10 protein-coding genes are annotated in these 13,316 nt (G+C 58.5%); 8 read left to right on the top strand and 2 right to left on the bottom strand.

From position 1 onward, the window contains the following. The 8 genes from ACH2EH_RS12170 to ACH2EH_RS12135 form a co-directional block, all read left to right on the top strand. Positions 1-782 (top strand): MiaB/RimO family radical SAM methylthiotransferase (locus ACH2EH_RS12170; protein ID WP_395142021.1); only part of this gene is annotated, 782 nt, incomplete at its 5' end. Between the two features lie 17 nt (positions 783-799). Continuing rightward, on the top strand, positions 800-2,791 hold the full coding sequence (locus ACH2EH_RS12165; protein ID WP_395142019.1) for a hypothetical protein: 1,992 nt from the start codon (positions 800-802) through the stop codon (positions 2,789-2,791). A 25-nt stretch (positions 2,792-2,816) separates the two neighbouring features. Further along, positions 2,817-5,312: a transglycosylase domain-containing protein gene (locus ACH2EH_RS12160; protein ID WP_395142017.1), complete on the top strand. Its 2,496-nt coding sequence runs from the start codon at positions 2,817-2,819 to the stop codon at positions 5,310-5,312. A gap of 2 nt (positions 5,313-5,314) precedes the next feature. Further along, positions 5,315-7,303, top strand: a complete 1,989-nt coding sequence (mrdA, locus tag ACH2EH_RS12155) for a penicillin-binding protein 2 (RefSeq protein WP_395142015.1) — start codon at positions 5,315-5,317, stop codon at positions 7,301-7,303. After that, positions 7,300-9,306 (top strand): alpha-amylase family glycosyl hydrolase, encoded by a 2,007-nt coding sequence (locus ACH2EH_RS12150; RefSeq protein ID WP_395142013.1) that lies wholly within the window; start codon positions 7,300-7,302, stop codon positions 9,304-9,306. The genes mrdA and ACH2EH_RS12150 overlap by 4 nt, the downstream gene beginning before the upstream one ends. A 608-nt stretch (positions 9,307-9,914) precedes the next feature. After that, a complete protein-coding gene (locus ACH2EH_RS12145) occupies positions 9,915-10,289 on the top strand; it encodes a hypothetical protein (RefSeq protein WP_395142011.1) in 375 nt (124 codons plus the stop codon). Between the two features lie 60 nt (positions 10,290-10,349). Further along, positions 10,350-10,649 carry a hypothetical protein gene (locus ACH2EH_RS12140; protein WP_395142009.1) on the top strand — a complete coding sequence of 100 codons (300 nt, stop codon included), beginning with the start codon at positions 10,350-10,352 and terminating at the stop codon, positions 10,647-10,649. Between the two features lie 64 nt (positions 10,650-10,713). Further along, positions 10,714-10,932: a hypothetical protein gene (locus ACH2EH_RS12135; RefSeq protein WP_395142007.1), complete on the top strand. Its 219-nt coding sequence runs from the start codon at positions 10,714-10,716 to the stop codon at positions 10,930-10,932. A 76-nt stretch (positions 10,933-11,008) separates the two neighbouring features. On the opposite strand, the gene csx2 is transcribed toward ACH2EH_RS12135, so the two are convergent. Beyond that, the gene (csx2, locus tag ACH2EH_RS12130) at positions 11,009-12,148 is read right to left on the bottom strand and encodes a TIGR02221 family CRISPR-associated protein (RefSeq protein ID WP_395142005.1); all 1,140 of its coding nucleotides are present in this window, start codon (positions 12,146-12,148) and stop codon (positions 11,009-11,011) included. A gap of 21 nt (positions 12,149-12,169) precedes the next feature. Further along, positions 12,170-13,316, bottom strand: a 1,147-nt coding sequence (locus tag ACH2EH_RS12125; RefSeq protein ID WP_395142003.1) for a hypothetical protein, incomplete at its 5' end; no start/stop codon positions are given.

Raw genomic sequence — 13,316 nt, 5'->3', positions numbered from 1 at the left:
CTGAGGCGAAGCGACTGGTAGATAGTGGTGCTATTGAGCTGAATCTGATCGCACAGGACACCACGGCCTACGGGATGGATCTCTACAAAGAGCTGGCCCTGCCGCGTCTGCTGGCCGAGCTGGGCAAGATCGAGGGACTCCAGTGGGTGCGCTTGCTCTACTGCTACCCCACGATGATGACCGATCGCCTGATCCAGACCATGGCGGACACTCCTAATGTCGCACACTACGTGGACATTCCACTGCAGCACGGCGATGATGGAATGCTAAAACGGATGAAACGCGGAGGGTCAGTTTCCTCGTATTATCGTCTGTTGGAGCGCTTGAGGACGGCAATGCCTGATATCGCCGTCCGAACAACCTTTCTGGTGGGCTTTCCGGGTGAGGATGCGGCAGCGTTTGAGAACCTGAGTACGTTTGTCCGGGAAGCACGCTTTGATCGGCTGGGGGTCTTTGAGTACAGCCCGGAGGAGGGCACCCCCGGCTTTGAGCTACGTCCCCGTGTGCCGGAGCGCATTGCTCGGCAGCGGCGGCGTGCGCTAATGGCATTGCAGCAACCGATCTCTCTAGCCGCCAATCAGGCGCTGGTGGGGCGGGAGCTGGACGTTCTCGTGGAGGGGCACGAAGGGGAGGCGCTCGTTGCGCGTTCCTGGAGAGATGCCCCGGAGATTGATGGGACGGTGCGGGTGATGGGAGCGAAAGCCGAGCTGGGAAGCTGGCTGCGCGTCCGTATCACTGCTGCCGAGCCCTATGACTTAATTGCGGAAGTTTCTGGAGGATAACGTTGGCTACGAAGAAAATGCCCACGGCCAATAAGGTCGCGGTCGCGGTGCGTCCGCTCACGGAGATGGAGCGGGATAACCTGCTTGCGGATATCTACCTTTCTGATCTGGTATACGATGCGCTCCTGGAGCGCGGTGAGGCATCCAAGGTTGCTGATCTCGCGCAGGAGATCAACCACGCGCATATTGGGTTTGCGCTGGTGCGCGGTGCTCTGGATCGAGATGTGCACGAAGCGCCCTCGCGCTTTGTTCTCATGGCGCGCCTCTGGAACCTGAAGGCGCGCTACATGGACACGACGCGCTCGCTGGAGCGTAACCTGATGGACGTGATCCGCCTGGCGGGTAAGCCTCTTTCCACTGCACAGCTTGCCACCGAGCTCTCCGTCATCTATGATCGCCCGTCGGAGATCTACTTTGGTCTATTGAGTAAGGTGCTCGCCAATGAAAACCTCTACTTCAAAGGCCCCGGAAGCTCCTATGGTCTGGCCGAGTGGCTCCCTTTAGTAGATTCTGAGGATCTCACTGAAGTCGCGCTGGACAATAAGATCAAACCGGAGGCGCTCACTCCTTTCAAGGCACTCTCTGCGAAAGTGGGCTGGTCTAAGACTACCTACGGGGAAGCAAGCTACAAGACCATCGCGGCGCTTAAGGGACGTCCTATCTCCCACCGGCTCCTGGGGGTTCTTGCCTGGTCTGAGCTGGGGGCGAGCTACGATCCCCGTGCGCACCTGGCCGCCTGTCTGAGCGAGAGCCGACTGGTGTGGCTGAGTGCGGAGAAGGGTAAGGGACGCTGGATCACGCGTGAGACCGCCGAGAAGCTAGAGCGTCTACTGGCCGATCGTGTGACCTTGCTGACCGAGGAAGTCGAAGAGGCGCCTGCTCCTGTGCCCGTGCCCGTGGTGGTGGCTGTTGCTGAGCCTGTGGTAGAGCCGGAAGTCGTTGCGGAGCCTGTGGTCGTGCCGGAGCCTGAGCCCGTGGTTGAAGACACTGTCAAACCACTGTCCGTCTCCGACGAAGACCTAGCGGCGATCTTTACCGTGCTTGGTGAGCGTGGTGTGCCTGTTGAAGTGGCTGAGCTGCTTGCCCTCCAGTATGAAGTCGTGCCGGGAGATCCCTCTTTTAAGAATGATCTTGCCCTGCTCGATAGGGCGCTTCAGGCGGATGCACGCTTTGTTCCTGTTGGGGCTGGTCGTTTCCGCGAGGCCGATTCTCTGCCTCCCTTTGTTTTTGATTTGCCCGAGTTTCTGGCATTCCCTGACCTCCAGTTTGTCTCCATGGACGGAGAGATCATGGACGAGGAGATCGAGGATGAGGGATTTGCGGGGAGCTTGCGTCAGGATTTGCTTCTGCCGCTCGCTCAGGATGCGGGCGATGACGAGAAGGACTACACGGGAGGATCTCTCGGCGATTCCTCTAGTGTGACACTGGTCGTGAAGGCGCATCATAAAGAGATCGGAACTTTCCCTCTGTGTCAGCTACCCAATGGCTTCTTCCCTAGTGATGCACCCGTTGTGGAAGTGACTCTTCGTGAGGAAGACGGCACCACGCACGAGATTATTGTTAATAACGAGCGTCGCCTTGCCTTCAACTTCTTCTCACTCTACGAGAAGATCGTCGCCGACTCGGGCGGTTGTTTCCAGTTGACCAGCACCCCGCGCTCCTACGAGTTTCGTGTGGAGGTTCTGGAGGAGACGGATCCACAGGTCTATCTCAGCCAGGAGCGCTATGCGGAGCTTCTCAGTGCGCGTGAGCAGGCCGAGGAATCCGGCGATGTGGCGACATTTGATATTGTCTGTGAGCTTCTTGGGGAGTATCCCCGGGGGCTTGACTTTGTTCAGCTTCTGACTGAAGTGAATGTCGTGCGACGGGTGACACGTCGGAAGCTGGCCTCCATCCTCTCGAACTACTTCTGTTTTGTGCAGAAGGCAGGGACAGGGCAGTGGCGCTTCGATACCAAAAAACGGGATATGGGGACAGATCGTACCAAGCGCAAGTACCTAAAACGTTAAGCGGGTAAACATAAGGGGGTAGATCATGGGACGGCCACGCAGACGCAGAAAAGGCGGCTTCCGCCTCTGGATCAGCCGGTTCGGTGCCTTTTTGGGGATTCTCTCCGCGTTGATTCTCACGGCACTAATCTCCGGTTTGCTCTGGGCAGGGGGGCGTGTGCAGTTGGCTACCGTAGGGATGCCCGACGCCACCGCGCTGAACCAGGAGACAGCGGGAGGAATCACCCAGGTCTACTCCACGGATAAAGTCTTGCTCGGCGAGATCTACTCCCGCTTTCAGGAGCGGGAGGATCTTGTCAATATTCCGCAGACTCTGCGCGATGCGACGGTCTCTATTGAGGATCAGCGCTTCTACTCCCACCCCGGAATTGATCTTCGAGGGATTGCTCGTGCTCTCTACAAAAATGCGTCCGGAGCTCGTCGTGGGGAGGGAGCCTCTACCCTGACCCAGCAGCTCGTCCGAAACGTCATTCTGCGAAATCGTGAAAAGACAGAGCGACGTAAGCTTCAAGAGGCGCTTCTTGCCTATCAGGTTGAGCGGAGCATGACCAAGGATCAGATCCTGGAGCGCTATCTTAACGAAGTGAACTACGGCGGTCAGATCTATGGGGTCAAGATGGCGGCCAAGCTCTACTTTGGCAAGGCGCTCAAAGACATCACTCTTTCCGAAGCTGCTCTTGTTGCGGGGCTAGTGCAGCTTCCCCCCAAAACCTACCCTTTTCGACATCTGGATGCCGCGCTGGAGCGTCGTAACACGGTTTTGGGAAAGATGCTGGATCTCAAAAAAATTACCCGGGCACAGTACGATCAGGCGCGTGCGGAGAAGATTAAGATCCAGCCCAATGAGCCTCGGGTCGTCTCGGAGGAGTATAAAGCACCCCACTTTGTGCGTTATGTTCTTCGGCAACTGATCGCGCGTCATGGGCAAGAGGTGGTCTTGCAAGGCGGCTTGAAGATCTACACAACTCTCAATTGGGAGATGCAGCAGCGTGCCGATGAGATTCTCCGTGCCGGAATCCGTGCGGAGCGTGGACGACAGGTGACAGAGGGTGCGCTGATCTGTCTGGAGCCGCACACGGGCTGGATCCGTGCAATGGCGGGCGGCGTGGACGAAAAGAGTCTCTACAACTTCGCTACCCAGGGAGGACGGCAGCCGGGCTCCTCCTTCAAACCCGTTGTCTATGCCGCCGCTTTCAATACGGGAAAATATGGCCCCGATACCGAGATGATTGACCGTCCCCTCAGGCTTGGGCGAAAGACCTGGCCACGCAACTATGGCGGTAAAGGGGGGCACGGTGGGAGTTATAGCATTGAGGATGCCGTCGCACAGTCGCTCAATACGATTCCCGCGCAGCTCATCCAGCGTGTGGGCTGGTCCGCCGTCGTGGATCTTGCCAAGAAGATGGGGGTCAAGTCTAAGATGCCCTCCAATGACTTGAGTATTTGTTTGGGAACCTCGCTTGTCACGCCCCTTGAGATGGCTAGCGTTTTCTCGACGTTTGCCAATGGCGGTGATCATGCCAATCCCATCGCGATCCGTCTGGTTTTAGATGGAAAGAAAAATATTCTGGAGCGCAACGAACCCCGGATCACTAAATCAGTGCTCCGTGAATCAACGGCCGCTAATATCGGACGCTGTTTGGAAGCAGTGGTGCAGCGTGGTACCGCGAAGGCTGCCAATGTGGTAGAAGGGGCGCGGGGTAAGACGGGGACGACCACCGATAACCGGGATACTTGGTTTGTTGGCTACACCAAGGAGCTTGTGACGGCGATCTGGGCGTGCAATCGTGAGGTCAAGCCCAAGCTTAATAAGCAAGGTAAGGCAGTTCTGGATAAGAATGGCAAGCCAGAGATGAGTCAACGCTACCTGGTGATGGACAGTGATGCCACGGGGGGGCATGTCTGTGCGCCGATCTGGGGACGCTACATGCAGGCCGCCGTACCCATCCAGCAGCGCGCCGGGCTGGAGCCGATTGCGCTCCCGGAAGACCGACAAAAGCAGCTTGCTGAGGCTGCCAAGGCTCCCCCGACCCCTCGACCGGATCGGACAAACGACGACGGCGCGATGGTCGTGGTGATGTGTGAGGAAAGCAGCAAGCGCGCCACGGCTTTCTGTCCAGATGTGGTGGAGAAGGCCTTCTCACAAGGAACGAAGATTGCGACTTGTCGGCAGCACAAGACATTCACGGATGAAGCGGCACTTAAGCCTGGCGAGCCCGCAGAGCCCACGCCTAGTCCCGCCCCACGCCGTCGCCGACGGCGCGATCTTGCCCGTGACGAGGAGAAACGCAGTGAGCAAGAAAAGCTGCGCCGGGAGCGCGAAGCCGCGCAGGAGGCGACCGATGAAACGCAAGCACCACGGGAAGCTACCCCAAGTGAAGTCGAAGTGTTAATCTGCTCCGAGAGTAGTAAGCGCGCGACCGACTACTGTCCTGAGAAAGTGACTCGACGCTTCCCGGCAGGCATTCATATCCGTGCCTGCACGCTTCACCGAGCACGACCTGGTGAAGAGGATCGCTAGGCATGTCTAGGCGACATTACTTCACTCCCTTACCCACACCAACACAGCCCAGCGAAGAGATCAGCATGGGGCGCATCTTGTTGGTCGCTGTCATCCTGACGGTATTTTACTCCGTACTGGCGGGGCGGCTCTGGTTACTACAGATCGTTCGCGGCGACGATTACCGGGACAAGGCACTACTGAATCGGAGCCAGAGGGTACAGACGACGGCACCTCGTGGGATCATTTTGGATCGTAAAGGGCAACCTCTCGTGACTAATGCCACCCAGTTTGCGGTCTATCTGCACCCCGACGAGGTTTTTAGCCTAGCCGCTCTCCTGAAGATTGTGGATCCCGAAAAAATAGACAAAACAAAACCCTTGAAGCCCAAGAAACCTCGCCTCCCCACTCCCAAAGAGCGGGAGGCGATACGTAAAGTTCAGGAGTATCTGGATCGTGTGGCCGATCTTGTTGAAATCCCTCGCCTCGAGCTTAATGAGAAGATTCGAACGAAACGGGGAGGGAAAAATGACCTGATTCCTATCCGCGAGAATATTGACCGTCGCCTGATGGCACGTCTCTACGAGCGCCAGGATGATCTCCCCGGGATTTCGGTGCAGATCATTCCGATCCGTTCGTATCCCCGTCTGAAACGTGCGACTCATATCCTGGGCTACACGAGACCGGTGAGTGCCGAGGAGCTTAAGGACCCTCGTATCCTGGCCTACCCTCTGGAAAAAAAGTACCGAGGAGGCGACTGGATCGGCAAGCAAGGACTGGAGAAAGAGTATGATCAGTACCTGCGCGGCACACTGGGCTACGAAGCCTTTGAGGTAGATGGTCGCGGGCGGCGGCGTAAAGAGCTGACAAAGGAGCCGGCTAAGTCAGGCGCGAACCTGGTTTTATCTTTGGACGCTCAGGTTCAGGAGGTCGCGGAGAAGGCGCTTGCAGGACGGCCAGGAGCCGTTGTCGCACTCGACCCGCGCAGTGGCCGGATTTTGGCACTCGCAAGCGCACCTACCTACGACCTGACCCTCTGGACCCGTCCCCGGACAAATGCGGATGTGGCTCAGATGCAGGAGGGAGGGGCGGAGCTCAACCGTGCAACCTCTAAGTATCCTCCTGGCTCGACTTTTAAGATCATCACCATGACCGCCGGGCTTGCGTCGCACCGGCTTCCCAGCGGGGCCTACTGTCCCGGATACATCATGATGGGGAAGAAAAAGAAGAAATGTATGGGAAGTCACGGGGGGATAGACTCTCTCTCCGCCTTCGCCCAGTCCTGTAATGTATTCTTCTTTCAAGCAGGTTTTCAGATTGGGGACGAAATTCTATCAGACTGGGCGCACCGGTTTGGGCTGGGTAGTAAAACAGGCATTGACCTGCCTAGCGAGAAACAGGGGACGGTTCCGTCGAAGAAATGGGCGCGTGAGAAGAGAGATCGGGGTTGGTGGCGTGGTGATCTTGCCGATATGGCTATTGGTCAGGGCTTCGATGAGGCAACCCCGCTCCAGATGGCAGTGGTCGCTGCCACTATTGGTAATGGGGGAACGATCTGGAAGCCCAAGCTCGTGGAGAAAATTGTTGATAGCAATGATCCCAAGAAAGTACTATTCGACAATAAACCCGAGCGCGTCGGGGAACTGGGTCTGGATAAGAATAGCCTTCGGCAGGTGCAGACTGCAATGCGTGCGGTCGTGGAGCGCGGAAACGGAACCAGTAGGGCAGCAGCCATCCCCGGAATCACCGTGGCGGGCAAGAGTGGCACTGCGGAGACAGGTTTCCCCGGAAAGGCGCATGGATGGTTTACCTGCTACGCGGCTCGGCCCGGCGAGGAGTCTTCCATTGCGGTTTGTGTTCTGCTAGAAGCGACTAAGCCCGGCGATAATTTCCACGGAGGAGGGGTCTGTGCACCCATAGCGCGCGCGGTGATTGAGGCGCACTACAACGGTATCTCTCCTCCAACTCCAAAAGAAGACAAGCTACCGACCCGCCGTGGACGCCGAAGATGATTCCTGAGGCCGCAGATGACTTGATTCCTGAGCTGGTTCGCCGCGACCCGACCCTTGCCCCCTACACCGAGGTGATCCGGGCACGACTGGCGCACTACCACGCGCTCCGAGAACAGCTCGGAGCGCTGAGAGGATCTATCAGCCAGGGACACCACTACTTTGGCTTCACACGCACCTCTGATGGTTTCGTGGCCTACCGCGAGTGGGCTCCGGCGGCAAAGAGCCTGCATCTGATCGGGGATTTTAATGGCTGGGATCGCAGTGCGACACCGCTCACCTGCGATGCGCACGGAACCTGGCACGTGACTCTCTCGGGGAGCACACTGCCGCCAGGAAGCCGTGTGAAAGTGCATGTTCACGGCGCCGACGACAGCCGCCTGGATCGCATTCCCGCCTATATCCGCCGCGCGGTGCAGGACCCTATTACAAAAGACTTCTGCGGTGAGGTCTGGTTTGCGCCTCTTTCCCTCCCCGCCCCCACTAATAGAGGAGCCCCGACGGGGCTGCGTATCTACGAGGCGCATGTGGGGATGGCACAGGAAGACGCTAAAGTGGGGACGTTTGCCGAGTTCACGGAAAATATCCTTCCACGGATCGCCGCGCTGGGCTACGATACCGTGCAGCTCATGGCAATTCAGGAGCATCCCTACTACGGCTCATTTGGCTACCATGTGAGTAGCTTTTACGGAGTTTCCAGCCGTTTTGGCACCCCGGATGAGCTACGGACGCTGATTCAGACAGCCCACACACTGGGACTGCGCGTGCTGATGGACTTGGTGCACAGCCACGCCGTCAAGAATATTCTGGAGGGACTGAGCCGCTTTGATGGCACCGAGTGGCAGTACTTCCACGACGGGCCACGGGGCTACCACAGTGGCTGGGACTCGCGCTGCTTTGACTACAGCAAGCTCGAAGTGCTGCGCTTCTTGCTCTCTAATATCCGCTACTGGCTGGAGGAATACGGCTTCGATGGCTTCCGCTTTGATGGGGTTACCAGCATGCTCTATCACGACCATGGCATTCGAGACTTTAACGGCTACCCGGACTACTTTAGTGCAAACGTTGACGATGACGCGCTTTGCTATCTTCAGCTTGCCAATGCGCTCGCGCAGGAGATTCAGCCTGAGGTCGTGACCGTTGCGGAGGATGTCTCCGGGATGCCCGGGCTCTGTCGGCCCGTTACCGAGGGGGGGATAGGCTTCGACTACCGGCTCTCAATGGGCGTTCCGGACTTCTGGATCAAGCTGACTAAAGACACTCCGGATGAGGCCTGGTCGGTGGGGCAGCTCTGGGGGACACTGACCAACCGGCGCTGGGACGAGAAGCATATTGGTTATGCCGAGAGCCACGACCAGTCCATTGTGGGGGATCAGACTCTTGCGTTTCGGCTGATGGGGCCGCAGATGTACACGGAGATGGCGATTGGCCGCGAGAGCCTTGTCGTGGATCGGGGTATGGCGCTCCACAAGCTGATTCGACTGCTTACCTACACGCTGGCTGGCGAGGGCTGGCTGGGTTTTATCGGCAATGAGTTTGGGCACCCGGAGTGGGTGGACTTTCCGCGCGTGGGCAATGATTGGAGCTACACCTACGCACGCCGTCAGTGGTCACTCGCCGACAGCCCGTTTCTGCGCTACGCACAGCTCAATGCCTTCGATGCCGCCCTGATGCACCTGCCCCAGCCCACAGAGCCGCCTGAGCTGCTGGCCCTTCACGAAGACAATCACCTACTGATCTACCAGAGTGCGGGCTTGGTGATTGCGGCGAACCTGCACCCCACACGGAGCCTCTCCGCACTACGGATTCCGATTCCTGAGGCTACCGATTACCGGCTCTTGCTAGACACGGATCGCGCTGAGTTCGGCGGTCAAGGACGGATCACAGCCGACAGCCGCTTTATCTGGGAGCCGGTGGCGGTGGGGGAAGTGGGGCAGAGTGTCCAAGTCTATCTGCCTAGTCGGTGCGCACTGATCCTCACAAAAACAGAAAAACCAGTCGCCTAAGCGACTGGCCTGAAGTGCACACGTCGGTCGTGATGCTCTAAATATGGGCCCCTCTAAACCCTCGACGATCACCTGGGTTTATCCTCTTCCTGCACGGAGCCAATCTCGTGCAAGCAGCCAATAATCAGTGTTCCCAATTCGTAACTGAGGAGGCCGTCAGTAAGTCGGCTCTCCTCGCCTTCCGCACTATCACCAACCTAGCTCGGCGTACTGGTACGGGTTTTGTTCGATGCTTCCCTACCCTGGCCGCGATGCTACGGGTCTCGGAGCGTCGTGCTTGGCAGCTTATCGCGGAGCTCAAGGCAGCTGGCTGGATCTCGTGGAATCCTATACGACGACGCGGGGAGCGGGGGATTGAGTTTGCTCCCTTGGTGCGGCTCCCAAAGGTTAGTCGTGGCCGTTTCGCTCCTCGCTCTAAAGCGACTCCACAATCCGTTTTACAAGTTGTTGAGGTGCCTTTTTCTTGCTCCAAAAATGCACCCTCGATTGCACTCTCAAATACCAAAAGTTGCACTCTCGATCGGGGGACTCCTTTAAAGACCTCTCCCGTAGGGAAAGAAGACGACAACAGTGCAGGTGTAGGTACGGAAGCTTTTGGAGAGTCCGAAATGCAGGCTGTTGCTGTCTCTTGCCTAGAAAAGATTGTCCCACTTCACGAAGCCCAGGAGCTGGCACGAGAGGCTACTAAGAAGGCTCTGAGTACCGAGCAAATCGAGCGTGTTGTTGCAGCCTACCGTGGCCAGATTAGCAACATTCGCAATCGTGGAGCATGGCTGCGTGAGGCCATTCGTAGAGAGTTTGCTCCCCCCTTACCCGCCGCAACACATCCTAGCGAGACTAAAGCCGTTGAAAACGTGAAGCGGATCAAGTTAATGCCTGAATTTCCAACCGTACAACCAGGTGCAGAGCTACTGGCCGCGACCCGAATCCCGGCTTTGGCCCGGATTCTGGAGAAGCGCAAAGGGATGGAGTGCATAGGCTGAATCGCTTGATATAATTATGATGCCTGACTTCTTGAGCGAGGCACCAAGGGAAGAGAATCTATGAGCTTGACCATTGAGAAGCCTGAAACCGAAGCGCGTTTGCGCCGCTTTGCGACCACGCGAGGGCTCTCCCCGCAGGAGGCGCTCGACGAGCTGCTCGATGAGGCGGAAGAAGAGCAAGAGTCTTCCCTCGACACGATTCCCGATATTCTCATACACCCCGCTCCTGATGACCTCAAGAAAGCGCTGGAGGAGATGGATGCGGGAGACTGGGTTTCCGCGGCGGATTTCCTTGCCGAGTTACACGTAGCCAACGCAGTAGACGCTTCTCCAGTGGGCTTTGAGCGAGGCGCTTGCTAGTGGCTTGAGTGGCCGTTGGCTGCGCGGCTGAAATCGAGCGCTTTCAGTACGCTATTTGGCGTGAGTGATTCGAGTCGTGTCTTCCTGCATCGTGGGGATTCTGGGGTGCGGGCGGAGGCACTCTGGCAGCCATTTCTGGTTCCAGGCGGGTAACTTCCTGCGCTCGCTGGAGCTCTGCGACAAGCTCACGGCGACTTCTGATGCTCCCGAAGCCCTGCGTGAGCGAAGGGATCGCCTTTGGGCGGAGCTGCTCCCGTCTGAGCATGCGCTTGTTCCGGCTTAAAGCCCAGGTTGTGTGGCCGTTGGTAGTATCTTGATCGGAGCTTGCTCTTAAGCGTAGGGAGAAGCTTTTTTTGTCGTCATTCGCTGATCTCGATTCCGAGGAGGCGTGCTGCTGCCGCAAGCTCACTAGGGAGCTTTTCAACACTGCTCGTGATAGTGCTAGGAGGACGAGGACTCACCCTGAGGCCACAGTGTGCCAGGTCGTTGCGTAGATCCGTCAGGTTGCGCCATAACGCCACACTGGCTTTCCACTCTGGAGGTGCTTCGTGAGGAGCACTCCCCTTCTCGTTGTCCGCATTGTTGAGCCAGCTTTCTGCCGCATCACGCAGGGCGTTGTCAATAGGGACAATCGTACCGCCTGCGACCACCACCCGGACATGGACGAGCCACTCGCGTGCTAGAGCCGCCGCCGCCAAGTAGTGTTGGTGCGTGGTCAGCCAACCGATCTGTTGCCACTGCGCTCTCAGTGGCTCTGTGGCCGCTAAGGGGGAGAAGCTCATTTCGATTCGGTCTAGGAGGAGCTTGAGCGGTGCGTGCTGCGCTTCCCAGGGCTCCGCTCGCGCCTGCGCAATGCGTACCATGAGGTCGCTTGCTTTTTGTGTGACCAGTATCGGACGAACCAGTGCCAGTGCTTCCGAGAGATCGGTGAGGCGGGCGGCGAGACTGTTGAGAGGGTTCTTGCGCTGCTCACGGATCAACGCGGCGATCTTACGTGCATCGCCTGTCTCCAGAAAACGCTCCGTCGCATTGGCCCAGTCCAGCATCGCGACAAAGGGAGTCAGGTCGAAGACGGGGCTGTTCTCTCGGTCGCGTTCGTAGGCACCGTAGAGGACTGCCTCAAGATGAATGCCTTTGGCAACCCGCAGAAACGAAGCGACCAGTAGCGAGAGGACGGGCTGGGAGCGAAACCCGTGCGTGATGTCAAAAATCACCGACTCCCCAGCCGGGATTGCCGCCACCAGCACATTGAAGATCTGCCATAACTCGTCCTCATTGGCACCATCCGGGATAGGAACGCGCTCGGCATACGGAATGGCCTCTTGGAGAGCTACCCCCTGTCTTTCCCAGGCGAGTTCGGTCGAAACCGCCTTTACCGCCGCCCCCGGAAACCATGCTGCCACGGCGGTAACGAAGAGAGAGGTCTGGTACGCTCGCTCCCCCCAAACATACGTCGTCGGTTCATAATTGCCCGTCCCCAGTGTTGTCAGTATCGTCATTTCTTCCCTTCCTTTGGAATCCTAGTTCTGTCTCGCCCTGCGGGAAACCTCTTTCGTCGGTGCTGCCCAGAAGTACCAGCGGAGCCGCCAGAATAGCCCTGGCCGGGTGAGCCGCTCGTAGCGCAGCCACTCCTGCTGGTAGAGGCGATCAAAGTGACCCGCCGCTCTTGCATACGCGGCATGGGCCGCATCAGTACGCTGCTTCGACTCCGTACTGAGCTCCAGGCGCTCCCACTGCCGCTGGCTTTCCCAGCGCTGGATTTCCGCCTCGCCGAGCGTTAGCGCCTCGCGCTTCTGCGCCTGGGCACGCCGCACAAGGGCATGGGCTTCCCGTGCCTGAGCGAGCGCTAGCTGCGCCGCGACGGCGCTCCCTAAAGGCCAGCCGTGCTCCATGCTGAGCTTGAGGCGATGGCCCTCCGGGATCAGGCTGTGCTTAAAGGGAGAAGCGACCGTGATCGTCAGCGCTCCCTCGGTAGGCTCGGGCTCTTCGCTAGGCTCCGGCACGGTTTGCGCAGTCTCTTGGGCGCGCTTTGCCAGCTCCTCACGGCGATAGCGCAGGAGGTCGCTGTTGATCTGCGTGAGCTCTTCCGTGCGCTTCTCGTGCAGTGCCTGCTTCGCCTGCCAGAGTGCCTCGACTGCCCGTCCTTCCAGAAAGCTGTTGAGCGCTCCGGCCTTCCCCTCGACCCAGCCGTGCAGGCCATGGAGCAGCAGAAAGGGGGCCGACACAATCAGTGCCATCGCCATCAAGACTGCCGGGGGAATGGCGTTCTGCCCCACGCCACCGCCTTGGAGCAGAGTGGCATTGGCCTGACGCGCCGTTAGTGCTCCCAGGATACCGTAGCGCTCCACGGATGCTTCCATGACGATAAGCCCCACGAGTAGGAGGGCGGCGATTCCGAAAGAGGCGATGCTGGTGCGCCGCAGCGAGTGGGCCACCGCCGCCGGGTCGGTCTGGCTCCGGGTGGCGAGGCTGCCATGCCAGCACTCCGAGGCGAGAGACAGAAGCCCACGCGACACACGTCCCAGTACCCAGAACACCGCGATCCCGATCACTGCAACGACCAGGGCCGGCCCCAGAGTCTCCTCAGGTCGCAGGAAGAGGCGGCTGGGCTCCAGGAGATCGGTGAGGATACCTACACTGATTCCAAAGAGGCTGCCACAGACAACC

The organism is Armatimonas sp. (genome assembly GCF_043760365.1).
GTDB lineage: Bacteria > Armatimonadota > Armatimonadia > Armatimonadales > Armatimonadaceae > Armatimonas.
The sequence above is the reverse complement of the archived record's forward strand: the minus strand, read 5'-3'. Positions and strand labels throughout refer to the sequence as shown.